Annotated in this window: 41 protein-coding genes and 1 pseudogene; 6 read left to right on the top strand and 36 right to left on the bottom strand. The window is 46.6% G+C overall.

What is annotated here, in order from left to right:
• The first annotated feature begins 551 nt into the window (after positions 1-551).
• On the top strand, positions 552-1112 hold the full coding sequence (locus ACRC53_RS05720) for a gamma carbonic anhydrase family protein (protein WP_438642561.1): 561 nt from the start codon (positions 552-554) through the stop codon (positions 1110-1112).
• A 12-nt stretch (positions 1113-1124) separates the two neighbouring features.
• On the opposite strand, the gene ACRC53_RS05715 is transcribed toward ACRC53_RS05720, so the two are convergent.
• From ACRC53_RS05715 to ACRC53_RS05685, 7 genes are all read right to left on the bottom strand, one after another.
• Entirely contained in the window at positions 1125-1385 is a 261-nt protein-coding gene (locus ACRC53_RS05715) for a DUF1488 domain-containing protein (RefSeq protein ID WP_438642560.1), read from the bottom strand.
• On the bottom strand, positions 1385-2215 hold the full coding sequence (aroE, locus tag ACRC53_RS05710) for a shikimate dehydrogenase (RefSeq protein ID WP_438642559.1): 831 nt from the start codon (positions 2213-2215) through the stop codon (positions 1385-1387). Before aroE ends, ACRC53_RS05715 begins: the two co-directional genes overlap by 1 nt.
• A gap of 70 nt (positions 2216-2285) precedes the next feature.
• Positions 2286-2858 carry a Sua5/YciO/YrdC/YwlC family protein gene (locus tag ACRC53_RS05705; RefSeq protein WP_438642558.1) on the bottom strand — a complete coding sequence of 191 codons (573 nt, stop codon included), beginning with the start codon at positions 2856-2858 and terminating at the stop codon, positions 2286-2288.
• Positions 2859-2931: 73 nt separating this feature from the next.
• A complete protein-coding gene (locus ACRC53_RS05700; RefSeq protein ID WP_438623204.1) occupies positions 2932-3501 on the bottom strand; it encodes a topoisomerase DNA-binding C4 zinc finger domain-containing protein in 570 nt (189 codons plus the stop codon).
• Positions 3502-3975, bottom strand: a complete 474-nt coding sequence (locus tag ACRC53_RS05695; protein ID WP_438642557.1) for a DUF494 family protein — start codon at positions 3973-3975, stop codon at positions 3502-3504.
• Positions 3968-5074, bottom strand: coding sequence for a DNA-processing protein DprA (gene dprA / locus ACRC53_RS05690; RefSeq protein ID WP_438642556.1), 1107 nt, complete (start codon positions 5072-5074; stop codon positions 3968-3970). The genes ACRC53_RS05695 and dprA overlap by 8 nt, the downstream gene beginning before the upstream one ends.
• Entirely contained in the window at positions 5058-6125 is a 1068-nt protein-coding gene (locus tag ACRC53_RS05685; protein WP_438642555.1) for a LysM peptidoglycan-binding domain-containing protein, read from the bottom strand. Before ACRC53_RS05685 ends, dprA begins: the two co-directional genes overlap by 17 nt.
• Positions 6126-6223: 98 nt before the next feature.
• Here ACRC53_RS05685 and def point away from each other — a divergent pair, with 98 nt between their 5' ends.
• From def to mscL, 5 genes are all read left to right on the top strand, one after another.
• The gene (gene def / locus ACRC53_RS05680; RefSeq protein WP_438642554.1) at positions 6224-6736 is read left to right on the top strand and encodes a peptide deformylase; all 513 of its coding nucleotides are present in this window, start codon (positions 6224-6226) and stop codon (positions 6734-6736) included.
• A 12-nt stretch (positions 6737-6748) separates the two neighbouring features.
• A complete protein-coding gene (gene fmt / locus ACRC53_RS05675) occupies positions 6749-7696 on the top strand; it encodes a methionyl-tRNA formyltransferase (RefSeq protein WP_438642553.1) in 948 nt (315 codons plus the stop codon).
• Positions 7697-7759: 63 nt separating this feature from the next.
• Positions 7760-9049 (top strand): 16S rRNA (cytosine(967)-C(5))-methyltransferase RsmB, encoded by a 1290-nt coding sequence (rsmB, locus tag ACRC53_RS05670; RefSeq protein WP_438642552.1) that lies wholly within the window; start codon positions 7760-7762, stop codon positions 9047-9049.
• A 24-nt stretch (positions 9050-9073) separates the two neighbouring features.
• Complete coding sequence (trkA, locus tag ACRC53_RS05665; protein WP_438642551.1) at positions 9074-10450, top strand: Trk system potassium transporter TrkA; 1377 nt, start codon at positions 9074-9076, stop codon at positions 10448-10450.
• A 143-nt stretch (positions 10451-10593) separates the two neighbouring features.
• Positions 10594-11007, top strand: a complete 414-nt coding sequence (mscL, locus tag ACRC53_RS05660) for a large-conductance mechanosensitive channel protein MscL (RefSeq protein ID WP_438642550.1) — start codon at positions 10594-10596, stop codon at positions 11005-11007.
• Between the two features lie 124 nt (positions 11008-11131).
• On the opposite strand, the gene rplQ is transcribed toward mscL, so the two are convergent.
• The 29 genes and pseudogenes from rplQ to tuf form a co-directional block, all read right to left on the bottom strand.
• Positions 11132-11518: a 50S ribosomal protein L17 gene (gene rplQ / locus ACRC53_RS05655; protein WP_438623196.1), complete on the bottom strand. Its 387-nt coding sequence runs from the start codon at positions 11516-11518 to the stop codon at positions 11132-11134.
• Positions 11519-11558: 40 nt separating this feature from the next.
• Positions 11559-12548: a DNA-directed RNA polymerase subunit alpha gene (locus ACRC53_RS05650; protein ID WP_438642549.1), complete on the bottom strand. Its 990-nt coding sequence runs from the start codon at positions 12546-12548 to the stop codon at positions 11559-11561.
• A gap of 25 nt (positions 12549-12573) precedes the next feature.
• Entirely contained in the window at positions 12574-13194 is a 621-nt protein-coding gene (gene rpsD, locus ACRC53_RS05645; protein ID WP_438642548.1) for a 30S ribosomal protein S4, read from the bottom strand.
• 34 nt (positions 13195-13228) lie between these two features.
• A complete protein-coding gene (rpsK, locus tag ACRC53_RS05640) occupies positions 13229-13618 on the bottom strand; it encodes a 30S ribosomal protein S11 (RefSeq protein WP_438634921.1) in 390 nt (129 codons plus the stop codon).
• Between the two features lie 14 nt (positions 13619-13632).
• On the bottom strand, positions 13633-13989 hold the full coding sequence (rpsM, locus tag ACRC53_RS05635; protein ID WP_438642547.1) for a 30S ribosomal protein S13: 357 nt from the start codon (positions 13987-13989) through the stop codon (positions 13633-13635).
• Between the two features lie 146 nt (positions 13990-14135).
• Positions 14136-14249: a 50S ribosomal protein L36 gene (gene rpmJ, locus ACRC53_RS05630; protein WP_010862711.1), complete on the bottom strand. Its 114-nt coding sequence runs from the start codon at positions 14247-14249 to the stop codon at positions 14136-14138.
• Positions 14250-14283: 34 nt separating this feature from the next.
• Positions 14284-15609 (bottom strand): preprotein translocase subunit SecY, encoded by a 1326-nt coding sequence (gene secY, locus ACRC53_RS05625; protein WP_438623191.1) that lies wholly within the window; start codon positions 15607-15609, stop codon positions 14284-14286.
• Positions 15610-15616: 7 nt separating this feature from the next.
• Positions 15617-16051: a 50S ribosomal protein L15 gene (rplO, locus tag ACRC53_RS05620; RefSeq protein WP_438642546.1), complete on the bottom strand. Its 435-nt coding sequence runs from the start codon at positions 16049-16051 to the stop codon at positions 15617-15619.
• A gap of 3 nt (positions 16052-16054) precedes the next feature.
• Positions 16055-16234, bottom strand: coding sequence for a 50S ribosomal protein L30 (gene rpmD / locus ACRC53_RS05615; protein ID WP_438623189.1), 180 nt, complete (start codon positions 16232-16234; stop codon positions 16055-16057).
• A gap of 5 nt (positions 16235-16239) precedes the next feature.
• A complete protein-coding gene (gene rpsE / locus ACRC53_RS05610; RefSeq protein WP_438623188.1) occupies positions 16240-16740 on the bottom strand; it encodes a 30S ribosomal protein S5 in 501 nt (166 codons plus the stop codon).
• A gap of 14 nt (positions 16741-16754) precedes the next feature.
• Positions 16755-17108 carry a 50S ribosomal protein L18 gene (gene rplR / locus ACRC53_RS05605; protein ID WP_438642545.1) on the bottom strand — a complete coding sequence of 118 codons (354 nt, stop codon included), beginning with the start codon at positions 17106-17108 and terminating at the stop codon, positions 16755-16757.
• Between the two features lie 9 nt (positions 17109-17117).
• Positions 17118-17651: a 50S ribosomal protein L6 gene (gene rplF, locus ACRC53_RS05600; protein ID WP_438623186.1), complete on the bottom strand. Its 534-nt coding sequence runs from the start codon at positions 17649-17651 to the stop codon at positions 17118-17120.
• Positions 17652-17667: 16 nt separating this feature from the next.
• Entirely contained in the window at positions 17668-18060 is a 393-nt protein-coding gene (gene rpsH, locus ACRC53_RS05595; RefSeq protein WP_438623185.1) for a 30S ribosomal protein S8, read from the bottom strand.
• Positions 18061-18094: 34 nt separating this feature from the next.
• Complete coding sequence (gene rpsN / locus ACRC53_RS05590; protein WP_438633510.1) at positions 18095-18400, bottom strand: 30S ribosomal protein S14; 306 nt, start codon at positions 18398-18400, stop codon at positions 18095-18097.
• 14 nt (positions 18401-18414) lie between these two features.
• Positions 18415-18954: a 50S ribosomal protein L5 gene (gene rplE / locus ACRC53_RS05585; protein ID WP_438642544.1), complete on the bottom strand. Its 540-nt coding sequence runs from the start codon at positions 18952-18954 to the stop codon at positions 18415-18417.
• A 15-nt stretch (positions 18955-18969) separates the two neighbouring features.
• On the bottom strand, positions 18970-19284 hold the full coding sequence (rplX, locus tag ACRC53_RS05580) for a 50S ribosomal protein L24 (protein ID WP_438642543.1): 315 nt from the start codon (positions 19282-19284) through the stop codon (positions 18970-18972).
• Positions 19285-19295: 11 nt separating this feature from the next.
• Complete coding sequence (gene rplN, locus ACRC53_RS05575; protein ID WP_438623181.1) at positions 19296-19667, bottom strand: 50S ribosomal protein L14; 372 nt, start codon at positions 19665-19667, stop codon at positions 19296-19298.
• 200 nt (positions 19668-19867) lie between these two features.
• Positions 19868-20122 carry a 30S ribosomal protein S17 gene (gene rpsQ / locus ACRC53_RS05570; protein WP_438623180.1) on the bottom strand — a complete coding sequence of 85 codons (255 nt, stop codon included), beginning with the start codon at positions 20120-20122 and terminating at the stop codon, positions 19868-19870.
• On the bottom strand, positions 20122-20313 hold the full coding sequence (gene rpmC, locus ACRC53_RS05565; protein ID WP_438623179.1) for a 50S ribosomal protein L29: 192 nt from the start codon (positions 20311-20313) through the stop codon (positions 20122-20124). Before rpmC ends, rpsQ begins: the two co-directional genes overlap by 1 nt.
• The gene (rplP, locus tag ACRC53_RS05560) at positions 20313-20723 is read right to left on the bottom strand and encodes a 50S ribosomal protein L16 (protein ID WP_438623178.1); all 411 of its coding nucleotides are present in this window, start codon (positions 20721-20723) and stop codon (positions 20313-20315) included. The genes rpmC and rplP overlap by 1 nt, the downstream gene beginning before the upstream one ends.
• 11 nt (positions 20724-20734) lie before the next feature.
• Entirely contained in the window at positions 20735-21436 is a 702-nt protein-coding gene (rpsC, locus tag ACRC53_RS05555; RefSeq protein WP_438642542.1) for a 30S ribosomal protein S3, read from the bottom strand.
• Positions 21437-21453: 17 nt separating this feature from the next.
• Positions 21454-21786 carry a 50S ribosomal protein L22 gene (gene rplV, locus ACRC53_RS05550; RefSeq protein WP_438623176.1) on the bottom strand — a complete coding sequence of 111 codons (333 nt, stop codon included), beginning with the start codon at positions 21784-21786 and terminating at the stop codon, positions 21454-21456.
• A 10-nt stretch (positions 21787-21796) separates the two neighbouring features.
• Complete coding sequence (rpsS, locus tag ACRC53_RS05545) at positions 21797-22075, bottom strand: 30S ribosomal protein S19 (protein WP_438642541.1); 279 nt, start codon at positions 22073-22075, stop codon at positions 21797-21799.
• Between the two features lie 24 nt (positions 22076-22099).
• Positions 22100-22918: a 50S ribosomal protein L2 gene (gene rplB, locus ACRC53_RS05540; RefSeq protein ID WP_438642540.1), complete on the bottom strand. Its 819-nt coding sequence runs from the start codon at positions 22916-22918 to the stop codon at positions 22100-22102.
• Positions 22919-22937: 19 nt separating this feature from the next.
• A complete protein-coding gene (gene rplW, locus ACRC53_RS05535) occupies positions 22938-23240 on the bottom strand; it encodes a 50S ribosomal protein L23 (protein WP_438623173.1) in 303 nt (100 codons plus the stop codon).
• Entirely contained in the window at positions 23237-23842 is a 606-nt protein-coding gene (gene rplD, locus ACRC53_RS05530) for a 50S ribosomal protein L4 (RefSeq protein WP_438623172.1), read from the bottom strand. Before rplD ends, rplW begins: the two co-directional genes overlap by 4 nt.
• Before the next feature lie 18 nt (positions 23843-23860).
• Positions 23861-24490 carry a 50S ribosomal protein L3 gene (gene rplC, locus ACRC53_RS05525; protein WP_438642539.1) on the bottom strand — a complete coding sequence of 210 codons (630 nt, stop codon included), beginning with the start codon at positions 24488-24490 and terminating at the stop codon, positions 23861-23863.
• Positions 24491-24521: 31 nt separating this feature from the next.
• Positions 24522-24833: a 30S ribosomal protein S10 gene (rpsJ, locus tag ACRC53_RS05520; RefSeq protein ID WP_001181005.1), complete on the bottom strand. Its 312-nt coding sequence runs from the start codon at positions 24831-24833 to the stop codon at positions 24522-24524.
• A 422-nt stretch (positions 24834-25255) separates the two neighbouring features.
• Positions 25256-25455, bottom strand: a pseudogene (gene tuf, locus ACRC53_RS05515) (elongation factor Tu); the annotation flags it as partial.

The following is a 25455-nucleotide window of genomic DNA, read 5'->3' as shown; positions in this document are numbered from 1 at the left end:
GCATGTGTTAGGCCTGCCGCCAGCGTTCAATCTGAGCCATGATCAAACTCTTCAATTTAAAGTTTGTCGCTCGAAATAACTAGCAAATAAATTGTCAGTCACTCGTTTAACTAAGTATCTTTTGGATAGTCAGCGTCTTTAACGAGTGCCCACACAGATTGTCTGATTATTTTTTTAAAGAGCAGTGCCAGCGCCGTGGCGTTGACAGGGCGCGCATTATTTCGCATTTCCCTTTAGCTGTCAAGGTTTGTTTTTCACATCCCTTAAAAGCGTTTTATTCTTTACTGTTAGCATTCAGTGATTTTCATCACAGTTGCCGTGTCAGTGGGGTCGCATTATAGGGGGTTTTGCGTTTGGTGCAAGCGTAAAAATACATTTATATTTCAACTGCTGATTTTTACGGCAAATCCGATATTTTCTAATCAATTCTATGCTGTCCCCCCCCATTTCTATTGTTTTTAGGGGGTAAATGTTGCGCTTAAAGGTGCAAGTTTTAGACTGACACGAAGATTTTTATCCTTTTAACTGATCAATAAAAGAAGGTTGGCATAATGATAACGTTTAACAATGCTGCATTACGTACATATAAAGGGATTTATCCAACATTGGGTCAACGTGTAATGGTTGACGATAGTGCGGTAGTCATTGGTGATGTGGTATTAGCTGATGATGTAAGTATCTGGCCGACAGTGGTAATGCGTGGTGATGTCAATCATATCTCTATTGGTCTGCGTTCTAATATTCAAGATGGCAGTGTTTTGCATGTGACACGGAAAAGTGCAGGGTTACCAGAAGGTTTTCCCCTGATGATTGGTGAGGATGTAACGATTGGCCATAAAGCTGTTTTACATGGCTGTACTATTGGCAATCGTGTGTTAGTCGGGATGGGCGCTATTATTCTTGATGATGCGAAAATTGATGATGAGGTAATGATTGGTGCCGGTGGTTTGGTTCCGCCCGGCAAGCATTTAGAGAGCGGTTATCTTTATTTAGGAAACCCTGTGCGCCAAGCTCGGTTACTGACGGCTGAGGAGCGGGCTATGTTACAAATATCCGCTGATAATTATGTTCTTTTAAAAGATGAATATTTAGCAGAAAGACTTGAGGCGTAATCAAGCGGTTATTTATTCGATATGCACATAACCTTCATCATCAAACTGTTGTTGGTTAATGGCATGTTCAGCGCCTTCTTCTATATCCCACCGATATTGTTGAAATATCAATAATGCATTTTCAGGGCTAACTGGCGCGTTAGCCCACGCTGAGAGTGAATCTAGCCCAACGCAGCACTGAATTCGCATTCCTTGAACAATAGCAGGGAATTCAACTTGCTCTAGTTCCTTGTTCCAGACTTCTAATTCAGGAAATAAGATAGCTTGGTTCATCACTCGTTACCGCTCTGCTGCTGTAAGAATTGAATAACGGGAGTTATTTGCGGCATAACACCACGCCAGTACATAAATGCATGGGCAGCTTGCGCAACTAACATGCCTAAACCATCTGCATATTGTCGAGCACCTTGTGCTTTCGCCCATGTGAGGAAAGGTGTCAGCGTTGGTGCATAGAACATGTCATAACAGGCCGTTTTCTCACTGATAAGTTCTGAAGCGAGTGGAGGAGTATCCCCTTTCAGACCGCTAGCAGTTGCATTGATGATGAGATCAAATTCATTGCGATTTAAGTCGTGGTAATGGGCGGCATGTACGTGTTGAAAGCCGGCCTGCTGACAGAGCTGTTGCAGTGCTTGTGCTCGGCTGTAAGTGCGGTTCGCAATAGTCAGACTTTGTGGGTTATGTTCAAGTAAAGGGTGAAGTGCTCCACGCGCAGCACCACCTGCGCCAAGCAGTAAAATACGGGCATTATGGAGTGGAAAGTGTAAGCGTTGCAGATCATCCACTACCCCTGCACCATCGGTGTTATCACCGGTGATGACTCCCTGCTCAGTTATTTTTAGTGTATTTACTGCACCGGCAAGGGCTGCTCTAGCAGTGAGTGTCTGTGCAAATGCAAAAGCCGCTTCTTTAAAGGGAACGGTAACATTGCAGCCCTTTCCCCCCTGAAGAAAAAACTGGGTTAAATAATCATCAATATCTTCTAACGGCCCAAGCAGTGGAGAGTACTCCATCTTTTGCTGTGTTTGCTTCGCAAACTGCTGATGGATGATAGGAGACTTACTGTGGGATATCGGGTGACCTATAACAGCATAGCGATCCATAACCGTTCCTTCGCGAGCACAATACAAAAATGAAGTTCACTTTTCGCTTTAATCAGGCATAACCAGCGTATTACCCTTGCCGAAATACGTTTCCGGTTAATGCATCTCGGATCTCTGAGGGGTTTTCACGCCCACCGACAACGCCTTCCATTAATAGTAGTGGTGAAGAGGCAAATTGAGCTCTAACTTGTTCAACCGTTTTACAAGGTGGTAGGCCAGATAAGTTTGCACTGGTAGAGGTGATTGGCTTACCGAATGCCTGACATAAGCGCTGCACGTCAGGGTGGGCAGAAACCCGTACGGCAATAGAGCTAAATTGGCCAGTCAGCCAAGTTGAGACCCCTTGCTTTGCCGGCATCACCCACGTAACAGGTCCAGGCCAAGTATGCTGAATATCCATTAAACGGTCAGGTGTTAATTGGGTTTCATCTATATAAGGCTTCAGTTGCTGATATTCTGCGGCAATTAAAATCAGCCCTTTTTCTACGGAACGTTGTTTTAATGCCAACAGTGCGGCAATGGCCTGTGGGTTGTCAGGGTCACAACCCACACCGAAGACAGCTTCAGTGGGATAGGCCACGACATTGCCCTTCTGTAGAGCCATAACAAGTTCTGAAAGTACAGTTGTTGAGTTGACGGTCATAAGTTCACAATCATCAGTGATAAGAGTCAGTCATTATCTTTTTAACATATGACATAAAAATAGATCGCACTGTTCAGTCAGCCGTCTGTTTTTTGTCATCCCCCAAAACAACCCATGCTCCACAACATTTGCTGGCGCACTGCTGCTTTATTCCCTGTGCTGTTTTTCGTTCTTGCAATAAAGGGTAGTGGCATTGCGAGCACTCCCCCTGTACGGGTTTAAAATTGATAATAAACTGACAACTTGGGTAATGATTACACCCATAAAATGTTTTGCCATAACGCGAGCGACGTTGCACTAAATGCCCTTTTAGGCACTGAGGGCAAGTAATATCCATGTCTGTTGGCGCTTCCAAAGATTGTGTGTACTCACAAGATGGATAAGCCGAACAGCTAATGAACATGCCGTATCTTCCTTGGCGCAACACCATTGTCTGCCCACATTCAGTGCATAATACGCCATCAAGACTTTTTACAATGACACTTTCACGCGCCTGTACAGGCTGCAAATAATGACATGCAGGATAAGCACTACAACCAAGAAACAGCCCACGTTTACCTTGCTTAATTTGCAAAAGTGCACCGCATTCAGGGCAGCAATCTGCGGTATCTTTCACCGGAAACAGTGTGTCTTTACGGTTCATTTAGTGCTGTAACCCCTCATTGGCATCGAAAAGAAGTTCTTCCATCTTTTCATATGCACTTTCATGTCCGGGAACATTAAACAACACCATCAAGATGACCCACTTTACATCTTCCAAATCCAGCTCGTCTGACTCGATCTCCATGACTCTATCAATCACCATTTCTCGAGTATCTGAATCGAGCACTTGAATTTGTTCAAGAAACAGTAAAAAACCCCTACACGTTAACGAGATCTTAGTCTCTTCTTCTTGTGTATAAATGCGCACGGTATTAGGTGCAGGGGCCAGTAAATAAGGCTTGATATCACTTTCTTGCAGTTCAGCCAGTTTTTCCAACCAGATAAGTGCTTTATTTATATCATCCTGATGAAATCCCGCTCTTGAGAGCTCATCAGTTAAGATATCTTGATCAACGCGCATTTCTTGTTCGGTATGCACGTAGGTTTCAAATAAGTACATCAATACATCAAACATGGCCTGTCCTCCTAATTCGGACATAGCCGCCAGGTACTGCTGTGATCCAGCCCGTTAACTCAAGCTCCAGTAATTTTACCAAAACATCAGAAACAGACTGACCGGTACGTTCAGCGACAACATCTACAGGTGTAACTTCTTCCGTTACGGTAGCTAACACCTCAGCAAATGGCAATTGCTCAACCACGGGATCATCATTTAATTCTTGTTGCTGTTCATTTACCCAACAAATTAGGTTACTCAGCTGCTCTAAAACATCACTGGGTGTTTCCACCAACCAAGCGCCTTGCTTGATGAGTTGGTGACACCCTTTACTCGCACCCTGCCCCACAGCCCCTGGCAGTGCAAAAACCTCACGCCCCTGCTCTAATGCATAACGTGCTGAAATCAGCGAACCACTCGACTCTGTTGCCTCAACCACCAATAACCCGACTGATAACCCACTGATAATACGATTACGCCGTGGGAAATATTCCGGTCTTGCAGCCTGCTGGGGGAAAAACTCAGAAATTACCGCGCCACCTTGTGCGCAAATGCGGGCCGCAAGAGAAGCATGCTGTGCAGGATAGAGCTTCTGTAAACCAGACCCAAGCACCGCAACGGTAGCGCCCTTTGCCTCCAACACCGCTTTATGACAAAACGCATCAATACCCAATGCTAATCCACTGGTCACAACAATACCGGCCCGAGCAAACTCGCTGGCAAAATAGCTGGCCCACTGTTGACCGTAAGCAGTGCAATGACGGCTTCCTACCATGGCCAATTGCGGACGCATTAATACATGTGGAAAACCCTGCACAAACAATGCCGGTGGTGGTGCTGAAATCTCTTTTAATAATGAAGGATAAAACGGTGAGTCAAATGTAATAATGTGGCAGTCAGGTTTTTCTTCCCAGAGTTTACAGCTATCAACAATAGCCAAAGATTGTTTAAACCAATACTGAATTTGGCTATCACTCCACCCTATGTTTCTCCATGCACATTGGTCAAATAGGCGCAGTTCTGCAATAGAATAACGGGAAAGAAGCTGCTGAATACGTATCGGCCCCATACCCGGTACGCTGTATAAACGCAGCCAAGTATCAAGATGATTCGGCATAACGAGGGCTAACTATCTCAGCACCAACGCGTGTTGGCTCTTGTAACGACATAATCAGGCCAAGGCTGAGTTTACCCGTAACTTGAAATACCACCAGTTGCCCAACAAATTCGCCGGGTAAATGCTCGTCTTTACGATCAATCCAACGTTGACCAACACTTGCATCTTGTGCAAGTTTACGCCCTTCACGGGTTGAGACCGTTGCCAAACCGGGGTGCCGGATTAAAAATACATCCCCTGCTTTCACTCCTTGCTCAGTACCCGAATCTAGCACGACAATATCACGCGGTGTCATCCACTCACTTTGATTAGCGTTCTCCAACACGTTTGCTTGTGTCAGCGTTGCTGCTCGCAAAGCCATATTTGTTGAATAGGCTTCGGCGTCAGCTTCTGGCAACACAACATCTCCGGCAATAATCTCAAGCAGTGGATCACCTACCACGAGCGCGCCACTAACAACACCACTATCAACCGCTTCAATAGTGGCGACTCTCGACATTCTGACCCCGAGCAGTTTGTTATCCTTATTTTTTACCGGTAACTGAGCACGGAATACCGCATAACGCTGCCCAGCAACCAACAGACCATCAACATACAGTGGTCGTCCTCCGGTAATACGGCGTTGACCATCATTATTACCAATGACTCGCGGAAGATCTGACAACGCTTTTTGGTCAATAATTTGCTGCTGATTCACATACGTTAGTAAGCGGCCTACATCGAGCACCGGCACCGGCGTTAAGCCTGAATACGCATTTTGCACACGAGGATCTTTAGTCAGCACCGGTTTACCATTTATCCAACGTAAAAACAGGCGATCTCCTGGATAGATCCAATGTGGATCAGCAATTTGCTGATTCGTTTGCCAAATTTCAGGCCAGCGCCATGGTTGAGTTAAAAACCGCCCTGCAATATCCCATAATGTGTCTCCCCGCTTGACAATATATTCAGAAGGATGATGATCTTTTAACTGAGGAGCACTTATACTCAGCCATGGCAACAACAAAAATAGATATAGCCAGCGAAACTTCACGGCATTTAATCCTTCCATAAAATGGTTAATCACCAAATGCTGTCAATCAAGGGTTAAAATGTCTAGAATGAGACTGATTATCGGTTTAAAAATCAAGGTGCAGTTCCAAGACTCTTATGGCGATATTGCAAGTATTACATTTTCCCGACGAGCGACTGCGCACTAAAGCAGTGCCTGTTGCTGATGTCACACCTGAAATTCAGCGTATTGTTGATGATATGTTCGATACCATGTACGAAGAAGAGGGTATCGGGCTTGCTGCTACGCAAGTCAATATCCATCAACGAATTGTTGTGATTGATCTTTCAGAAGATCGTAATGAACGCCTTGTTCTGATCAACCCTGAATTAATCGAAAAATCCGGCGATACCGGTATCGAAGAGGGCTGCCTTTCCGTACCTGGCTCACGCGCACTTGTGGCACGTGCCGAAAGCGTTAAAATTCGAGCATTAAATTATGAAGGCCAGCCTTTTGAGCTCGAAGCAGATGATCTGCTTGCTATCTGTATCCAACATGAAATGGATCACCTCGAAGGCACTCTGTTTGTTGACTATTTATCCCCACTGAAACGTCAACGTATCCGCCAGAAAATCGAGAAGATGGATAAGCAATCTCGTCGACAGTCTTAACGGAGCTACGCTTTGAGCCAATCACTACGGATCGTTTTTGCCGGTACACCTGACTTTGCTGCGCGCCATCTTGAGGCTTTACTCGCCTCACCGCATCAGATTGTTGGTGTGTATACTCAACCTGATCGCCCTGCTGGGCGCGGGAAAAAACTCACCGCAAGCCCGGTAAAAGTGCTGGCACAGCAACATGCTATCCCTGTATTCCAACCACCAACCCTGCGCAAAGAAGAGCATCAAACGCCATTGGCTGCCTTGAATGCCGATATTTTAGTGGTTGTTGCCTATGGCTTAATTTTACCGCAAGCAGTGCTCAATATGCCGCGCTTAGGCTGTATCAACGTACATGGTTCTCTGCTTCCACGCTGGCGTGGTGCTGCACCAATCCAACGTGCTATCTGGGCTGGTGATACCTATACGGGGATCACCATTATGCAAATGGATATTGGCCTTGATACCGGTGATATGCTGCATAAAGTTTCTTGTGCGATAGAACCGACTGAAACCAGTGCCTCGCTCTACCAGAAATTAGCTGGCATGGGGCCAGCAGCTTTACTCGATACACTGACGCAACTTGCTGACGGAACAGCACATCCTCAAGTACAAAATGAGGCTGATGTAACCTACGCAGAAAAACTCTCCAAGGAGGAAGCTAAACTTGATTGGCAACAACCGGCAGAGTTTCTAGCGCGCTGTGTCAGAGCGTTTAATCCATGGCCTATAAGCTATTTTTCTGTTGCCGATCAAAATATCAAAGTTTGGAGTGTGGAAGCCATCAATACTTCCCATAACACGCACCCCGGAACCCTATTACAGGCCGATAAGCATGGTATTTATGTCGCTACCGGCTCCGGCATACTGAACCTGATCACACTGCAACCACCAGGGAAAAAACCCATGGCTATTCAGGATCTCCTGAACTCACGCCGTGAATGGTTTATCCCCGGAAATATCCTCGCCTAATTATCGATAGCCGGCATTGCCGGCTTTTTTTGATCACTATTTAATGACTCTGATTGGGTTGCTATGAAAATAAATTTACGTGCGGCTGCGGCCGAAGCGATCTACCAAGTACTTGATCGCGGCCTTTCTCTGAGTAGTGTGTTACCAAAATTACAGCAACAGATTGCTGAACGTGACCATGCACTATTACAAGAACTCTGTTTTGGCACTCTACGTGTCTTACCTCGGCTAGAAAGCTGTTTAAAACAGCTCATGGATAAACCACTCACCGGTAAACAACGCATAGTTCACCAGCTACTGTTAATCGGGTTATATCAACAAATTTATACCCGCATTCCTCCCCATGCAGCCGTCGGTGAATGTGTCAATGCAGTAGTAAATTTAAAACGTCCAGCATTACGTGGATTAGTGAATGGTGTGCTACGCCGGTTTCAGCGTGAAAGTACTGAAATATTGCGTATTAGCGATCAAAAAACCGCTGATAATTGCTTACATCCACAGTGGTTTGTAAAACGTTTACGGGCCGCATATCCAGAAGAATGGGCGACTATTTTACACAATAACAATCAAAAACCTCCGATGTGGCTACGTGTAAACCGTCAACACAACACGCGAGATCAATATCTTGCTCTGTTACAACAACAAGAGATAGAAGCCACTGCACATCCATTGCAAGCCGATGCAATTTGTCTGACGATACCCAGTGCAGTCACGGCCTTGCCAGGCTTTGATCTTGGCTGGATCACCGTACAAGACGTTTCAGCTCAACACGCCATCGATCTGCTCGCGCCACAAAATCATGAACTGATCCTCGATGTTTGTGCTGCACCGGGTGGAAAAACGACTCACATACTGGAAGCAGCACCACAAGCACGAGTGGTGGCAGTTGATGTCGAACAAAATCGCCTCAATCGGGTACAAGAAAACCTAAACCGTCTGCAACAACAAGCAACTCTTATCTGTGGTGATGGCCGAACCCCGAAACAATGGTGGCAAGGTGAACAATTTGACCGAATTTTGCTTGATGCGCCTTGCTCGGCAACTGGCGTAATTCGCCGTCATCCCGATATTAAATGGCTGCGCCGTGATGATGATATTGCAACCTTGACCACACTACAGCGTGAAATTCTTGATGCTAACTGGCAACAACTCAAACCTGGTGGCACACTAATTTACGCAACATGCTCTATATTGCCAGAAGAAAATGCCCTACAAATTGATGATTTTCTGCAACGTACACCTGATGCTCAACGTGTAGATCTTTATACTGAGACACCTCCATATTGGCAACTTCTCCCTGATACCCTCAGTGGTGATGGTTTTTTCTATGCCAAATTGAAAAAAAGCCTCTAACCGCAAAGACATGGAAAAAACCTCATGAAAATCATTATCCTTGGTGCTGGTCAAGTTGGTGGTACGCTAGCTGAAAACTTAGTTGGTGAGAATAACGACATTACCATTGTCGATAAAGATCCTGAACGGTTACGCCAACTACAAGATAAGTTTGATCTTCGAGTCGTGCTCGGACATGGTGCACACCCACGTGTATTACGTGAAGCAGGAGCACAAGATACCGATATGCTAGTTGCTGTCACTAACTCTGATGAAACTAACATGATCGCCTGTCAAGTTGCCTACTCGCTTTTTAACACACCAAATCGTATCGCCCGGATCCGTGCGCCTGAATATATCAAAGAACAAAATCGCTTATTTAATAATGAAGCAGTACCTATTGATTATTTAATTTCGCCAGAACAACTGGTCACTGACTATATTCGTAAACTGATTGAATACCCAGGTGCACTGCAAGTTGTTAATTTTGCAGAAGATAAAGTTAGTTTAGTTGCAGTTAAAGCCTATTATGGTGGGCCTCTTGTTGGCAACGCACTCTCTGCTTTGCGTGAACATATGCCACACATTGATACCCGTGTTGCTGCTATTTTTCGTCAAGATCACCCGATTCGTCCTCAAGGTACCACCATTATTGAAGCCGATGACGAAGTTTTCTTTGTTGCTGCCACACACCATATTCGTGCTGTTATGAGTGAACTACAGCGATTAGAAAAACCGTATAAACGTCTGATGATTGTTGGAGGAGGTAACATAGGCGCAGGATTAGCGAAAAGTCTTGAACAAACCTACAGCATAAAACTTATCGAACGAAACCCTGAACGGGCAGCAGAACTCGCCGAAATGCTACACGACACCATTGTTTTTTGTGGTGATGCTTCTGATCAAGAACTTTTATCTGAAGAACATATCGAACAAATCGATGTCTTTATTGCAATCACCAACGATGATGAAGCCAATATAATGTCAGCCATGCTGGCAAAAAGATTAGGCGCAAAAAAAGCCATGGTACTTATTCAACGCACAGCTTACGTTGATTTAGTACAAGGTGGCGTTATTGACATTGCGATCTCCCCACAACAAGCAACTATTTCAGCACTACTAACACATGTTAGAAAAGCAGATATTGTTAGCGTCTCATCTTTACGGCGTGGAGCGGCAGAAGCCATTGAAGCGATTGCTCACGGTGATGAAACTACCTCCAAAGTAGTTGGCCGAACTGTAGCTGAAATCCGTCTTCCACCAGGAACAACTATTGGCGCAATTGTTCGTGGCGAAGATGTTTTTATTGCCCACGATGATACTGCAATTGAGCAAGGTGATCATATCATCATGTTTTTAACTGACAAAAAACACATTCCTGATGTTGAACGTCTATTCCAGCCGAGCCCATTTTTCTTATAACGTGCACTCTATCGCAATAATCAAAAAAGCAGAAATCCTTCTGCTTTTTTTTGTAAAACCAATCATCAACTCATGCAACAAAAGAGATATAGTAACTAGCATAATATCAACATTCATATTCACACTACTTAATAGGAAATATAATGAGCTTTTTAAAAGAGTTTCGTGAATTTGCTATGCGCGGTAATGTTGTTGATCTTGCTGTAGGTGTCATTATTGGCGCTGCATTTGGTAAAATAGTCTCATCCCTCGTCGCTGACATTATTATGCCACCACTTGGACTACTCATTGGTGGCATTGACTTTAAACAGTTCCACCTTATTTTACGTGAAGCTACTGATGGCGTTCCCGCCGTGATGCTTAATTACGGCATGTTTTTACAGCAACTATTTGATTTTACTATCGTCGCCTTTGCTATTTTTATTGCAATAAAAGCCCTTAACCGTTTAAAACGCAAAGAAGATGCACAAGAAGAGAAACCCACAGTAATAGAGCCAAGCGCACAAGAAAAATTGCTCATCGAAATCAGAGATTTACTCAAACAGCAACAAAAATAAGAGAGTAGAGAGAACTATAGAATATTGAAAAAAAGTGTGGGATTAAAAAACAAAAGAAAAACAGCAAGACCAAACACAAGATATAAAAAAGCCGGGATAAACCCGGCTTTTTTATTAGGAGCGATTACTCAGCTGCTGCTTCTGCAACAGACTCAGCACGGTCAACCAGCTCGATGTAAGCCATCGGAGCCTTATCACCCGCACGGAAACCACACTTCAGGATACGAGTGTATCCGCCAGCACGATTTACAAAACGTGGGCCCAATTCATTAAACAATTTTGCAACGATCTCATTATCACGAGTACGTGCAAATGCCAGACGACGGTTAGCAACACTGTCAATCTTAGCTAGCGTGATCAGCGGCTCAACCACACGACGCAGCTCTTTTGCTTTAGGCAGGGTCGTCTTAATTACTTCATGACGAACCAGAGAGCTGGCCATGTTGCGGAACATAGCCTGACGATGGCTGCTGTTACGGTTCAGTTGACGACCACTCTTACGATGGCGCATGACCTTATCCTTCTCAGAAAAACCTTAACCTGTGATCTGATTACTCATCAGCAATACTTGCTGGAGGCCAGTTTTCCAGGCGCATACCCAGAGACAAACCACGAGATGCCAAAACGTCCTTGATTTCAGTCAGAGACTTCTTACCAAGATTTGGTGTCTTCAATAGTTCAACTTCTGTACGCTGTACCAAATCACCGATGTAGTGGATAGCTTCTGCCTTCAGGCAGTTAGCAGAGCGGACAGTCAATTCCAGATCGTCGACAGGACGCAGCAGAATCGGATCGAACTCCGGCTTCTCTTCTTTCACTTCCGGCTGACGAACATCACGTAAGTCAACGAAAGCTTCCAGCTGTTCAGCCAGCACGGTCGCGGCACGACGGATCGCTTCTTCAGGATCAATTGTGCCGTTGGTTTCCATCTCGATAACCAGCTTGTCCAGATCGGTACGCTGTTCTACACGGGCAGCTTCGACATTATATGCAATGCGCTCTACCGGGCTAAAACAGGCATCGACGAGTAGACGACCAATCGGACGCTCGTCTTCTTCTGTATGAATACGAGCGGAAGCCGGCACGTAACCACGACCACGCTGAACTTTGATACGCATACTAATTGCTGCGTGATCATCAGTCAGATGGCAAATTACATGCTGCGGATTCACGATCTCAACATCACCGTCATGGATGATGTCGGCTGCGGTTACAGGGCCGATACCAGATTTATTCAGAGTCAAAATGACTTCATCTTTACCCTGAACCTTGACCGCGAGCCCTTTCAGGTTGAGCAAGATCTCCAGGATATCTTCCTGTACACCTTCTTTGGTGCTGTACTCATGCAGTACACCATCAATTTCAACCTCAGTCACCGCGCAACCTGGCATAGACGAAAGCAGAATGCGGCGCAGTGCGTTACCTAGAGTATGACCAAAGCCACGCTCAAGTGGTTCAAGGGTGACCTTGGCATGCGTCGAACTGATTTGCTCGATATCTACCAGGCGCGGTTTAAGAAACTCTGTCACAGAACCCTGCATTGTGTCCTCTCTTTGCTGCTAAGCCTTACTTGGAGTAAAGCTCGACGATCAGGTGTTCGTTAATGTCCGCAGACAGATCGGAGCGCTCAGGAGTGCGCTTGAACACACCTTCCATCTTAGCAGCATCTACTTCCAGCCATACTGACTTTTCGCGCTGCTCAGCCAGCTCCATCGCTGCCTTGATACGAGCCTGCTTTTTAGATTTCTCACGAATGCTGATAACATCATTCACGGAAACTTGGAAAGAAGCTACGTTAACGACTTTACCGTTAACCATGATCGCTTTGTGGCTTACCAATTGACGAGCTTCAGCACGAGTCGCACCAAATCCCATACGGTAAACAACGTTATCTAAACGGCCTTCTAACAGCACCAGCAGGTTTGCACCTGTGTTACCTTTAAGGCGAGCTGCGGTTTTGTAATAGTTACGGAATTGACGCTCTAAGACACCGTAAATACGACGTACTTTTTGCTTTTCACGCAACTGAACACCGTAGTCAGACAGGCGAGGCTTACGCGCACCATGTTGACCAGGAGCGGTGTCAATCTTGCACTTAGAGTCAATCGCACGTACACCTGACTTTAAAAACAGGTCAGTACCTTCACGACGGCTCAGTTTGAGCTTAGGGCCCAGATATCTTGCCATTTTCTTTCTCCAACAATCCTATAGAAACGTCGAGTTATACGCGGCGTTTCTTCGGCGGACGACAACCGTTGTGAGGAATCGGAGTCACATCAGTAATGTTAGTGATGCGGAAACCAGCCGCGTTTAGTGCACGGATGGAAGACTCACGACCTGGGCCTGGGCCCTTAACCATTACTTCCAAGTTCTTCAGACCGTAATCTTTAACCATTTCCGCACAACGCTCTGCAGCAACTTGAGCAGCAAATGGAGTAGACTTACGAGAACCACGGAAACCTGAACCGCCAGCAGTTGCCCAACCAAGAGCATTGCCTTGACGATCAGTAATAGTCACAATGGTGTTGTTGAAAGACGCATGGACATGAGCCACACCGTCAGAAACTTGCTTTCTTACACGCTTACGTGCACGAATTGGAGCTTTAGCCATTTTCTAAACCCCGATTATTTTTTGATCGGTTTACGCGGGCCCTTACGGGTACGCGCGTTGGTCTTAGTACGCTGACCGCGAACTGGGAGACCACGACGATGACGCAGACCACGGTAGCAGCCAAGGTCCATCAGACGCTTAATGCTAAGGGTCACTTCACGACGCAGGTCACCTTCTACGGTGTACTTGGCAACTTCGTCACGCAGCTTATCGATTTGTTCTTCAGACAACTCACTGATCTTAGTGCTTTCAGTAATACCCGTTGCAGCTAAAATAGCTTGAGAACGAGTCTTACCTACGCCATAGATCGCAGTTAATGCGATTACAGCATGCTTATGATCAGGAATGTTAATGCCTGCAATACGGGCCATATGCACTCCTAAGTTTTATTTTATGGTGATGCCAGTCTGAAAAGCCCGTTTTCAGGATACCCAAATGACATACCAACTTCACACAAAAGGTCGGCTGGCTAATTTAGCCAGCCGGCCGTCACTTTGCAAGAAAAATATGCAGTAAATCAGCCTTGACGCTGTTTATGCTTTGGCTCGCTGCAAATTACACGCACAACACCGTTGCGCTTGATAATTTTGCAGTTACGGCACAGCTTCTTAACGGAAGCACGAACTTTCATTTCTACTCTCCGCAACCTTTGGTGGTTCTCTGAATTAACGGCTATACCCTTTCAGGTTTGCTTTCTTCAGAGCGGACTCATACTGATGAGACATCAGATGGGTCTGTACTTGAGCCATAAAATCCATGATGACAACAACAACGATTAGCAACGATGTGCCACCGAAATAGAATCTAACATTCCATGCTACCATCATAAACTCAGGTATCAAGCAGATAAAGGTGATATATAACGCACCTGCTAATGTCAAGCGTGTCATCACTTTATCAATGTACTTCGCGGTTTGTTCACCCGGACGGATCCCTGGCACGAACGCACCTGACTTCTTCAGATTATCTGCTGTCTCACGCGGGTTAAATACCAACGCGGTATAGAAGAAGCAGAAGAAGATGATTGCAGCTGCATACAACATAGCATGCAACGGTTGACCCGGTTGCAATGCTAATGCAATATCAGACAGCCATGTCATACCAGATCCTTGTCCAAACCACTGCGCAAGCGTAGCAGGGAAAAGGATAATACTAGAAGCAAAAATAGCAGGAATAACACCAGCCATATTCACTTTCAGTGGCAGATGTGTACTTTGTGCCGCGAATACTCGACGACCTTGCTGACGCTTAGCGTAGTTTACTACAATTCTACGCTGTCCGCGCTCAACAAATACAACAAAATACGTAACTGCAAAGACAATAGCCGCAATCAACAACAGCAGAAGTACATGCAGTTCGCCTTGACGCGCCTGTTCAAACGTATGTCCGATAGCTGAAGGTAACCCTGCCACAATACCTGCAAAGATAATCATGGAGATACCGTTACCGATACCGCGCTCAGTAATTTGCTCACCTAGCCACATAAGGAACATTGTTCCTGTAACTAAACTGACAACAGCTGTAAAGTAGAAGCCAAAACCTGGATTATCAACCAGACCTGGAACCATACTCGGTAGACCTGTTGCTATACCGATTGCTTGGAATGTACCTAATACTAACGTGCCATAACGGGTATAGTGGCTAATCTTACGACGACCCGCTTCCCCTTCTTTCTTTAGCTCTGCTAACGCAGGATGAACTACTGTTAACAATTGGACAATAATAGAGGCCGAAATATACGGCATAATACCCAGAGCAAAGATAGACGCACGCTGAAGAGCACCACCGGAGAACATATTAAACATCTCGATGATGGTACCCTTCTGCTGTTCGAACAAGGTCGCAAGAACAGAGGCATCAATACCAGGAATTGGCACGTAGGAACCAGCGCGGAATACGATAATCGCACCTAACAGAAACAGTAAGCGACGCTTTAGCTCTGTCAGCCCACCCTGAGCACCTCGAAAATCAAATCCTGGTTGTTTAGCCATCTGTTAATTATTCCTCGATTTTACCGCCAGCGGCTTCAATAGCTGCACGTGCACCTTTAGTGACTCGTAGGCCACGTACAGTTACAGCGCGAGTTACATCACCAGACAGAACAATCTTAGCGAATTCCATATCTTTAGTGATGATGTTCGCGGCTTTCAGCGTGTTCAAATCAATTTGATCACCTTCTACTTGAGCCAACTCTGACAGACGAACTTCGGCTGTTACAGCAGCTTTCATAGAAGTAAAACCAAACTTAGGTAAACGACGATATAAAGGCATTTGACCGCCTTCAAAACCACGACGTACACCACCGCCAGAACGAGATTTCTGACCTTTGTGACCACGGCCGGCAGTTTTACCTAAACCAGAACCGATACCACGACCTACACGCTTAGCTGATTGCTTAGCGCCTTCAGCCGGAGAAAGAGTATTCAAACGCATCTGTTACTCCTCAACCTTGATCATGTAGGATACTTGATTAACCATACCACGAACTGCAGGAGTATCGATCAGCTCAACAGTATGATTTATACGACGCAAACCCAAACCACGTAGAGTAGCTTTATGCTTCGGCAGACGACCGATAGAGCTACGAGTTTGAGTTACTTTGATAGTCTTAGCCATGGTCATTACCCCAGAATTTCTTCAACGGATTTGCCACGTTTAGCAGCGACCATCTCAGGAGACTTCATATTCGCCAGAGCGTCGATGGTAGCACGTACCACGTTGATCGGGTTAGTAGAGCCGTACGCTTTTGACAGAACGTTATGAACGCCTGCTACTTCTAGTACAGCACGCATAGCACCGCCAGCAATGATACCGGTACCTTCAGATGCTGGTTGCATGAATACACGTGAACCTGTATGAGCACCCTTAACAGGATGCTGCAAAGTTCCGTTATTCAATGCAACGTTAACCAGACTGCGACGAGCTTGTTCCATCGCTTTTTGGATCGCTGCTGGAACTTCACGCGCTTTGCCGTAACCAAAACCAACGCGGCCGTTACCATCACCGACTACTGTTAGTGCGGTGAAAGAGAAAATACGACCACCTTTAACGGTCTTAGATACACGGTTTACCGCGATCAGCTTTTCCTGCAGTTCACCAGCTTGTTTTTCGATGTTAGCCATCTTACACCTCTACCTTAGAACTGAAGGCCAGCTTCGCGGGCAGCATCTGCCAACGCTTGGACACGGCCGTGATACTTGAAACCAGAGCGGTCAAAAGCGATTGCTTTAACGCCTTTTTCAAGAGCGCGTTCAGCAATAGCTTTACCGACAACGGCTGCGGCATCTTTATTACCGGTAGATTTCACTTGCTCTGCAATCACTTTTTCTACCGTTGAAGCAGCGGCCAGAACTTCTGAACCATTTGCTGCAATAACTTGCGCGTAGATGTGACGCGGAGTACGGTGAACCACCAGGCGGGTCGCACCCAGTTCTTTAATATTGCGACGTGCGCGGGTCGCACGACGGATACGAGCTGCTTTCTTATCCATAGTGTTACCTTACTTCTTCTTAGCCTCTTTGATACGCACGACTTCGTCAGCGTAACGTACACCTTTACCTTTATAAGGCTCAGGACGGCGGTAAGCACGCAGGTCAGCTGCAACTTGACCAATCAGCTGCTTATCTGAGCCTTTCAGAACAATTTCAGTCTGAGTAGGACATTCAGCAGTGATGCCAGCAGGCAGTTGGTGCTCAATTGGGTGTGAGTAACCTAAGCTCAGGGCAACTGCGTTGCCTTTCAGAGCCGCACGGTAACCAACACCTACCAGTTGCAGCTTCTTCTGGAAGCCTTCGGTAACACCGATCAGCATATTGTTAACCAGTGAACGTGCAGTACCAGCCTGCGCGTCTGCACCTGCAACACCTTCGCGTGGAGCGAAAGTAATTGCATTGTCAGCAAAGTTAACTTCTACGCCATGATGAATAGTACGAGTCAGCTCGCCATTCTTGCCTTTCAGGATGATAACCTGATCGTTGAGTTTCACCTCTACGCCGGCAGGAATGACCACTGGTGCTTTAGCAACACGAGACATTCTTCCTACCCCTTTATTAGGCTACGTAGCAGATGATCTCACCGCCGAGGCCCGCTTTACGCGCAGCTCGGTCAGTCATCACACCTTTAGACGTTGAAATAACAGCGATACCTAAACCACCCATAACTTTTGGTAGCACATCTTTTTTCTTATAGATGCGCAGACCTGGACGGCTTACACGCTGAATGCTTTCCACAACAGAGTTACCTTGGAAATAACGCAAAGTAACTTCTAGTTCTGGCTTAGCATCGCCAACAACATTGAAATCTTCGATGTAACCTTCTTCTTTCAGCACGTTGGCAATAGCCACTTTTAGCTTGGAAGAAGGCATTGTGACCGCAAATTTCTTTGCTGCCTGACCATTACGGATACGGGTCAGCATATCCGCGATCGGATCTTGCATGCTCATCTGTCTTTACTCCCGTGATTCAAATAGTGGTAAATTACCAGCTAGCCTTTTTCAGACCCGGAATTTCACCGCGCATAGCGGTTTCACGGACCTTAATACGGCTCAGACCGAATTTACGTAGGAAACCGTGTGGACGGCCAGTTTGGCGGCAACGGTTACGCTTACGGATCGGACTTGAATCACGTGGCAGCTGTTGAAGTTTCAGCACAGCAGCCCAACGATCTTCGTCAGAGGCATTTACATCGGAGATGATTGCCTTCAGTTCTTGACGCTTAGCGAAGAACTTCTCAACCAACTCTGCACGCTTTACTTCACGTGCAATCATTGATTCCTTAGCCATATAGTAACCCTACCTTACTTACGGAATGGGAAGTCAAACGCAGCCAGCAATGCACGGCCTTCATCATCTGTCTTCGCAGTAGTGGTAATGGTGATATCCATACCACGTACACGATCAACTTTATCATAGTCGATTTCAGGGAAGATGATTTGCTCACGTACACCCATGCTGTAGTTACCACGACCATCGAATGATTTCGGGTTTAAACCACGAAAATCACGAATACGTGGAACAGCAATGCTGATCAAACGCTCAAAGAATTCCCACATACGTTCACCGCGCAGGGTTACTTTGCAGCCGATTGGATAGCCCTGACGGATTTTAAAGCCAGCAACAGAGTTGCGAGCTTTAGTGATCAGTGGCTTCTGGCCAGAAATTGCAGCCAGATCTGCCGCAGCATTATCTAACAACTTCTTATCAGCCAGAGCTTCACCGACACCCATGTTCAGGGTAATCTTTTCGACTCGTGGGACTTGCATGACAGATTTGTAGCCGAACTGCTCTTGCAGTTTCGCAACTACCTGCTCTTTGTAGTAATCATGCAGTTTCGCCATCGTACTACTCCAGAATTACTTAATTGTTTCGCCATTAGATTTGAAGAAACGCACTTTTTTGCCTTCTTCGAATCGGAAGCCTACACGGTCAGCCTTGCCGGTAGCTGCGTTAAAGAGTGCAACGTTAGAAGCTTGAATAGCCGCTTCTTTTTCAACGATGCCACCTGCAACACCTGTCGCCGGAACCGGCTTCTGGTGTTTTTTAACCAGGTTAATTCCTTCAACAACCAGCTTGCCAGTAGACAAAACCTTGGTTACTTTACCGCGCTTACCTTTATCTTTGCCAGTCAGCACGATAACTTCATCGTTACGACGGATTTTTGCAGCCATGATTCAGCTCCTTACAGTACTTCGGGTGCCAGAGAAATAATCTTCATGAACTTTTCAGAACGCAGTTCACGAGTTACTGGACCGAAAATACGTGTACCGATCGGCTGCTCACTGTTGTTGTTCAACAGAACGCAAGCGTTACGGTCGAAGCGAACGACAGATCCGTCCTGGCGACGAACACCCTTCTTGGTGCGCACCACCACCGCCTTCAGGACATCACCTTTTTTGACCTTACCGCGAGGAATTGCTTCCTTCACAGTGATCTTGATGACATCACCGACACCAGCGTAGCGACGGTGCGAGCCACCTAGAACCTTGATACACATTACGCTGCGCGCACCGGAGTTGTCGGCTACGTCCAGCATAGTCTGTTCTTGGATCATGTTAGTGCTCCGCTAAAGTCAACTACTAACAGCTCTAAACATATGTGAGCTGTCATGGACCCATCTCGGGTCAGGATTCCCCATTACTAGGGCGACGCATTATAGCACCGCTTACTGAGCATGGGTAGACAAAAAGTAAACGACCCCCATGGGCCGCTTACCCAGTTCTTTGTGCTATCTGTAAAATCGTAACGATTTAATTACAGTACAGCTTTTTCTACAACGCGTACCAGAGTCCAAGACTTAGTCTTTGACAATGGACGACACTCACGGATCTCTACGAGATCGCCAGTACCGCTTTCGTTGTTCTCGTCATGCACGTGCAGCTTAGTTGTACGCTTGATGAACTTACCATACATTGGATGTTTCACCATACGTTCAATTGCTACAACGATGGACTTGTCCATCTTGTCGCTTACTACACGACCTTGCAAAGTACGGATTTTATCAGTCATTACACACCCGCCTTCTCAGTCAGAACAGTTTTAACACGCGCGACATTACGGCGCACTTGTTTCAGCAGATGACTCTGCTGTAGCTGACCGGTGGCTGCTTGCATGCGCAGGTTGAACTGTTCACGCAGCAGGTTGAGCAGCTCAGTGTTCAGCTCTTCAACGCTCTTTTCACGCAGTTCTTGTGCTTTCATCACATCACCGTCTTAGTTACAAAGGTGGTCTTGATTGGCAGCTTGGCCGCGGCCAGCTTAAATGCTTCACGAGCCAGCTCTTCAGAAACGCCATCCATTTCGTACAAAACCTTACCAGGTTGGATTAGGGCTACCCAGTACTCAACGTTACCTTTACCCTTACCCATACGAACTTCAAGCGGCTTCTCAGTGATTGGTTTGTCTGGGAACACACGGATCCAGATTTTACCTTGACGCTTAATAGCACGAGTCATTGCACGACGAGCTGCTTCAATTTGACGAGCAGTCAGACGACCACGACCAACAGCCTTCAGACCGAAGGTGCCGAAGCTTACATCAGTGCCCGCAGCCAGACCGCGATTACGGCCTTTCATCATCTTACGGAACTTGGTACGCTTTGGTTGCAACATCACAATTCTCCTTACTTACGAGCTTTGCGCTGCTGCTTTTTAGGTTGTGCAGCCGGTTTTTCCGGTTGTTGCACAGCAGCCATACCGCCCAGGATCTCACCTTTGAAGATCCACACTTTCACGCCGATTACGCCGTAAGTAGTGTGAGCTTCAGCAGTGTTATAGTCGATGTCAGCACGCAGAGTGTGCAATGGCACACGGCCTTCACGGTACCATTCAGTACGCGCGATTTCTGCACCGCCAAGACGGCCACTAACTTCAACTTTGATGCCTTTAGCACCCAAACGCATTGCATTTTGTACCGCACGCTTCATAGCACGACGGAACATTACACGGCGCTCGAGCTGGGAACTGATGCTTTCTGCAACCAATTTCGCATCCAATTCAGGCTTGCGAACTTCAGCAATGTTGATTTGAGCTGGAACGCCCGCGATATTCGCGACAACGTTACGCAGTTTTTCAACATCTTCGCCTTTCTTACCGATAACGACACCAGGACGAGCTGTGTGAATAGTCACACGGATGCTCTTCGCTGGACGCTCGATAACAATGCGAGATACAGACGCTTTCGCCAGTTCCTTTGTTAGGTACTGACGCACTTTGAAATCGCCATCTAAATTGTCAGCGAAATCTTTGGTATTCGCGTACCAGGTAGAGTTCCAAGGTTTAACAATACCCAGGCGAATACCATTAGGATGTACTTTCTGACCCATTGCTACTCTCCAGAATCTTAGCGATCAGACACAACCACAGTGATGTGGCTGGTGCGCTTCAGGATGCGATCTGCACGACCTTTAGCACGTGGCATGATGCGCTTCATGCTTGGACCTTCGTCTACGAAGATCTTGGAGATTTTCAGATCATCCACATCAGCGCCTTCGTTGTGCTCGGCGTTAGCAATGGCAGACTCCAGCACTTTCTTAACCAGATCAGCAGCTTTTTTGTTGCTGTAAGTTAATACTTCAAGCGCAAGAGCGACTTTCTTACCGCGAACTAAGTCAGCTACCAGACGAGCTTTCTGCGCGGAAGTACGAGCATAACGGTGTTTAGCAATAGCTTCCATCTCTTACCTCTTAACGCTTCTTAGCCTTTTTATCGGCAGCGTGGCCGCGATAAGTACGAGTCGGAGCGAATTCGCCCAGCTTGTGACCGACCATTTCATCGGAAACGTAAACTGGAACGTGCTGACGACCATTATGGACTGCGATGGTCAAACCAATCATTGTAGGAATGATCATTGAACGACGGGACCAGGTTTTAACTGGCTTTTTATCCCCGCTTTCCACCGCTTTCTCTACCTTCTTCAGCAAGTGCAGGTCGATAAATGGACCTTTCTTGAGAGAACGTGGCATGGCTTATCCTCTAAATCGTGTCAATTACTTACGGCGACGTACGATATATTTATCAGTACGTTTGTTGCTGCGAGTCTTCTTACCTTTGGTAGGAACGCCCCAAGGTGTTACTGGGTGCTTACCAAAGTTACGACCCTCACCACCACCGTGTGGGTGATCTACTGGGTTCATCGCAGTACCGCGAACGGTAGGACGAACACCACGCCAGCGAGCGGCACCAGCTTTACCCAGTACGCGCAGCATATGCTCAGAGTTACCAACTTCACCGATAGTTGCACGGCAATCAGCCAGAACTTTGCGCATTTCGCCAGAACGCAGACGAAGAGTTACGTAAGCACCGTCGCGAGCAATCAGCTGCACGTAAGTACCTGCGGAGCGAGCCATCTGGCCGCCTTTACCTGGCTTCATTTCTACGTTGTGAACAGTAGCACCAACTGGAATGTTGCGCATTGGTAGGCAGTTACCTACTTTGATTGCAGCATCAGCACCAGATTGGATTTGGTCGCCAGCTTTCAGGCCTTTTGGAGCCAGAATATAACGACGCTCACCGTCTTTATACAGAACCAGTGCGATATTCGCAGAACGGTTCGGGTCATACTCGAGGCGCTCAATAGTAGCAGGAATGCCATCTTTGTTACGCTTAAAGTCAACCAGACGATAATGTTGCTTATGACCACCACCGATGTGACGAGTAGTGATGCGGCCGTTATTATTACGACCACCAGTCTTAGACTTGGTGTCCAACAAAGCTGCAAAAGGCTTGCCTTTGTGCAGTTCGTTGTTAACCACTTTCACTACATGGCGACGACCCGGGGATGTCGGCTTACATTTAACGATAGCCATTGTTCTTTACTCCTCCGAATTACTCAGCGCCGCCAACGAAGTCCAGATTCTGGCCTTCTTTCAGGGTGACGTAAGCTTTCTTCAAGTCGCTACGACGACCAACGCGAGCACCGTGACGCTTTACTTTGCCTTTCAGGATCAAAGTACGAACATCTTTAACTTCAACTTCAAACAGCTGTTCTACAGCGGCTTTAATTTCAGCTTTGGTGGCGTCTTTTGCTACTTTAAACACGATGGTGTTACGTGTTTCAGCAGCCATAGTCGCTTTTTCAGAGATGTGCGGAGCACGCAATACTTTCAGCAGACGTTCTTCACGGATCATGCCAGCATCTCCTCAACTTGCTTAACAGCGTCAGCGGTCATTACAACCTTATCGAACGCGATCAGGCTTACTGGGTCGAGGCCAGTTACATCGCGAACGTCAACCTTAAACAGGTTGCGAGCTGCCAGGAACAGGTTCTCATCAACTTCAGCAGTGATGATCAACACATCTTCCAAAGCCATCTCTTTCAGCTTTTGTGCCAGCAGTTTGGTTTTTGGTGCTTCTACAGAGAAGCTCTCAACCACGATCAGACGTTCCTGACGAACTAGTTCAGACAGGATGCTCTTCATCGCACCACGGTACATTTTTTTGTTTACTTTCTGGCTGTGATCTTGCGGCTTAGCAGCAAAAGTCACGCCACCAGAGCGCCAGATTGGGCTCTTGATGTCACCAGAACGAGCACGACCTGTGCCCTTTTGACGCCATGGTTTTTTGCCTGAGCCAGAAACTTCAGCACGAGTTTTCTGAGCACGGGTACCTTGACGAGCACCTGCAGCGTAAGCAACAACAACCTGGTGAACCAGGGCTTCGTTGAAATCACGACCGAAGGTAGTCTCGGAAACAGTCAGCGCGCTTTGCGCGTCTTTCAATACCAATTCCATTCCTATACTCCTCCGCCGTTACGCCTTAACTGCCGGTTTCACGATCAGATCGCCATTCGTTGCGCCTGGTACTGCGCCTTTAACCAGCAGCAGATTACGTTCAGCATCAACACGTACAACTTCCAGTGACTGCACTGTTACGCGTTCGTCACCTAAGTGACCGGTCATTTTCTTACCTTTGAACACGCGACCAGGAGTTTGGTTTTGACCGATAGAACCTAAAACACGGTGTGACAAAGAGTTACCGTGAGTCGCATCTTGAGTGCGGAAGTTCCAACGTTTAACACCACCTGCGAAGCCTTTACCTTTAGAAGTACCGGTAACGTCGACTTTTTTCACGTCAGTGAAAATGTCTACGTTAATTTCCTGGCCAACAGTGAACTCAACACCATTTTCCAGACGGAACTCCCACTTACCGCGGCCAGCTTCTACGCCAGCTTTAGCAAAATGACCTGCTTCAGGCTTAGTTACACGGTTTGCTTTTTTGCTACCAGTAGTAACTTGAATCGCGCTGTAGCCGTCATTTTCCAGGGTCTTAACCTGGGTAACGCGGTTGGCTTCGATTTCGATAACGGTAACTGGGATGGACACGCCGTCTTCTGTGAAGACGCGGGTCATGCCCACTTTACGTCCGACTAAACCAATCATTGTATCAACCTCTTATCGTACGAAGACCTGATTAGCCCAGGCTGATCTGCACGTCAACGCCGGCAGCCAGATCTAGACGCATCAGAGCATCAACGGTTTTTTCAGTTGGCTCGACGATGTCGACCAGGCGCTTGTGAGTGCGGATTTCGTACTGGTCACGCGCGTCTTTATTAACGTGCGGAGAAATCAGTACGGTAAAACGCTCTTTGCGGGTCGGCAGTGGAATCGGGCCACGAACCTGAGCGCCAGTGCGCTTAGCAGTCTCGACGATTTCCGCGGTTGACTGATCGATCAAACGGTGATCGAAAGCTTTCAGGCGGATACGGATTCTTTGGTTCTGCATGAGACCAGAGCTCCAACAATCTTAAGGCACATAAAAACCCCACTATCACTCGTTTTCTACGAGGAAGTGCGATTCGCTTCTTTTCTGTAGTCCCCATATCGGGAACGTTGTATATCGATTAACAAAAATCGATAATGAGCTTTAAAAGCTCAACTTAGCCATATCGGATAAGCCAGCACATTATACGCAATCTGAGCCTAAGTGCAACCCCTCGGTGGATTTTTGATCACACTAAATTTGCTGCTACTGTTTTAGGCTAAAATTATGTTTCCCAAATATGTACTAATAGCCTAATTTTTAAGTTAAAAATGGCCATACATATTGGTGATGCACTCTATTCCTAAGTAGTTATCTGTACTTATGCTACTTAGGGTGTAATAAAAGGGCGCTATTGCGCCCTTTTATTAGTCATACAAGAAGACTTAAGCGATGATTTTAGCAACCACGCCTGCACCTACTGTACGGCCACCTTCACGGATAGCGAAGCGCAAGCCTTCGTCCATCGCGATTGGGGCAATCAGGTTTACAACCATTTGAATGTTGTCACCTGGCATGACCATCTCTACGCCTTCTGGCAGTTCGATGGTACCGGTCACGTCAGTTGTACGGAAGTAGAACTGTG

It is taken from the genome of Plesiomonas sp. (assembly GCF_051652165.1).
Classification (GTDB): Bacteria; Pseudomonadota; Gammaproteobacteria; order Enterobacterales; family CAMTGL01; genus Plesiomonas.
The sequence above is the reverse complement of the archived record's forward strand: the minus strand, read 5'-3'. Positions and strand labels throughout refer to the sequence as shown.

Excerpts from the sequence above, each read along its gene's own strand:
- ACRC53_RS05720 (WP_438642561.1), top strand. The coding sequence starts at position 552 with ATGATAACGTTTAACAATGCTGCATTACGTACATATAAAGGGATTTAT.
- ACRC53_RS05715 (WP_438642560.1), bottom strand. The coding sequence starts at position 1,385 with ATGAACCAAGCTATCTTATTTCCTGAATTAGAAGTCTGGAACAAGGAA.
- aroE (WP_438642559.1), bottom strand. The coding sequence starts at position 2,215 with ATGGATCGCTATGCTGTTATAGGTCACCCGATATCCCACAGTAAGTCT.
- ACRC53_RS05705 (WP_438642558.1), bottom strand. The coding sequence starts at position 2,858 with ATGACCGTCAACTCAACAACTGTACTTTCAGAACTTGTTATGGCTCTA.
- ACRC53_RS05700 (WP_438623204.1), bottom strand. The coding sequence starts at position 3,501 with ATGAACCGTAAAGACACACTGTTTCCGGTGAAAGATACCGCAGATTGC.
- ACRC53_RS05695 (WP_438642557.1), bottom strand. The coding sequence starts at position 3,975 with ATGTTTGATGTATTGATGTACTTATTTGAAACCTACGTGCATACCGAA.
- dprA (WP_438642556.1), bottom strand. The coding sequence starts at position 5,074 with ATGCCGAATCATCTTGATACTTGGCTGCGTTTATACAGCGTACCGGGT.
- ACRC53_RS05685 (WP_438642555.1), bottom strand. The coding sequence starts at position 6,125 with ATGGAAGGATTAAATGCCGTGAAGTTTCGCTGGCTATATCTATTTTTG.
- def (WP_438642554.1), top strand. The coding sequence starts at position 6,224 with ATGGCGATATTGCAAGTATTACATTTTCCCGACGAGCGACTGCGCACT.
- rsmB (WP_438642552.1), top strand. The coding sequence starts at position 7,760 with ATGAAAATAAATTTACGTGCGGCTGCGGCCGAAGCGATCTACCAAGTA.
- trkA (WP_438642551.1), top strand. The coding sequence starts at position 9,074 with ATGAAAATCATTATCCTTGGTGCTGGTCAAGTTGGTGGTACGCTAGCT.
- mscL (WP_438642550.1), top strand. The coding sequence starts at position 10,594 with ATGAGCTTTTTAAAAGAGTTTCGTGAATTTGCTATGCGCGGTAATGTT.
- rplQ (WP_438623196.1), bottom strand. The coding sequence starts at position 11,518 with ATGCGCCATCGTAAGAGTGGTCGTCAACTGAACCGTAACAGCAGCCAT.
- ACRC53_RS05650 (WP_438642549.1), bottom strand. The coding sequence starts at position 12,548 with ATGCAGGGTTCTGTGACAGAGTTTCTTAAACCGCGCCTGGTAGATATC.
- rpsD (WP_438642548.1), bottom strand. The coding sequence starts at position 13,194 with ATGGCAAGATATCTGGGCCCTAAGCTCAAACTGAGCCGTCGTGAAGGT.
- rpsK (WP_438634921.1), bottom strand. The coding sequence starts at position 13,618 with ATGGCTAAAGCTCCAATTCGTGCACGTAAGCGTGTAAGAAAGCAAGTT.
- rpsM (WP_438642547.1), bottom strand. The coding sequence starts at position 13,989 with ATGGCCCGTATTGCAGGCATTAACATTCCTGATCATAAGCATGCTGTA.
- rpmJ (WP_010862711.1), bottom strand. The coding sequence starts at position 14,249 with ATGAAAGTTCGTGCTTCCGTTAAGAAGCTGTGCCGTAACTGCAAAATT.
- secY (WP_438623191.1), bottom strand. The coding sequence starts at position 15,609 with ATGGCTAAACAACCAGGATTTGATTTTCGAGGTGCTCAGGGTGGGCTG.
- rplO (WP_438642546.1), bottom strand. The coding sequence starts at position 16,051 with ATGCGTTTGAATACTCTTTCTCCGGCTGAAGGCGCTAAGCAATCAGCT.
- rpmD (WP_438623189.1), bottom strand. The coding sequence starts at position 16,234 with ATGGCTAAGACTATCAAAGTAACTCAAACTCGTAGCTCTATCGGTCGT.
- rpsE (WP_438623188.1), bottom strand. The coding sequence starts at position 16,740 with ATGGCTAACATCGAAAAACAAGCTGGTGAACTGCAGGAAAAGCTGATC.
- rplR (WP_438642545.1), bottom strand. The coding sequence starts at position 17,108 with ATGGATAAGAAAGCAGCTCGTATCCGTCGTGCGACCCGCGCACGTCGC.
- rplF (WP_438623186.1), bottom strand. The coding sequence starts at position 17,651 with ATGTCTCGTGTTGCTAAAGCACCAGTGGTCATTCCTGCCGGCGTAGAG.
- rpsH (WP_438623185.1), bottom strand. The coding sequence starts at position 18,060 with ATGAGCATGCAAGATCCGATCGCGGATATGCTGACCCGTATCCGTAAT.
- rpsN (WP_438633510.1), bottom strand. The coding sequence starts at position 18,400 with ATGGCTAAGGAATCAATGATTGCACGTGAAGTAAAGCGTGCAGAGTTG.
- rplE (WP_438642544.1), bottom strand. The coding sequence starts at position 18,954 with ATGGCGAAACTGCATGATTACTACAAAGAGCAGGTAGTTGCGAAACTG.
- rplX (WP_438642543.1), bottom strand. The coding sequence starts at position 19,284 with ATGGCTGCAAAAATCCGTCGTAACGATGAAGTTATCGTGCTGACTGGC.
- rplN (WP_438623181.1), bottom strand. The coding sequence starts at position 19,667 with ATGATCCAAGAACAGACTATGCTGGACGTAGCCGACAACTCCGGTGCG.
- rpsQ (WP_438623180.1), bottom strand. The coding sequence starts at position 20,122 with ATGACTGATAAAATCCGTACTTTGCAAGGTCGTGTAGTAAGCGACAAG.
- rpmC (WP_438623179.1), bottom strand. The coding sequence starts at position 20,313 with ATGAAAGCACAAGAACTGCGTGAAAAGAGCGTTGAAGAGCTGAACACT.
- rplP (WP_438623178.1), bottom strand. The coding sequence starts at position 20,723 with ATGTTGCAACCAAAGCGTACCAAGTTCCGTAAGATGATGAAAGGCCGT.
- rpsC (WP_438642542.1), bottom strand. The coding sequence starts at position 21,436 with ATGGGTCAGAAAGTACATCCTAATGGTATTCGCCTGGGTATTGTTAAA.
- rplV (WP_438623176.1), bottom strand. The coding sequence starts at position 21,786 with ATGGAAGCTATTGCTAAACACCGTTATGCTCGTACTTCCGCGCAGAAA.
- rpsS (WP_438642541.1), bottom strand. The coding sequence starts at position 22,075 with ATGCCACGTTCTCTCAAGAAAGGTCCATTTATCGACCTGCACTTGCTG.
- rplB (WP_438642540.1), bottom strand. The coding sequence starts at position 22,918 with ATGGCTATCGTTAAATGTAAGCCGACATCCCCGGGTCGTCGCCATGTA.
- rplW (WP_438623173.1), bottom strand. The coding sequence starts at position 23,240 with ATGATCCGTGAAGAACGTCTGCTGAAAGTATTGCGTGCTCCGCACATC.
- rplD (WP_438623172.1), bottom strand. The coding sequence starts at position 23,842 with ATGGAATTGGTATTGAAAGACGCGCAAAGCGCGCTGACTGTTTCCGAG.
- rplC (WP_438642539.1), bottom strand. The coding sequence starts at position 24,490 with ATGATTGGTTTAGTCGGACGTAAAGTGGGCATGACCCGCGTCTTCACA.
- rpsJ (WP_001181005.1), bottom strand. The coding sequence starts at position 24,833 with ATGCAGAACCAAAGAATCCGTATCCGCCTGAAAGCTTTCGATCACCGT.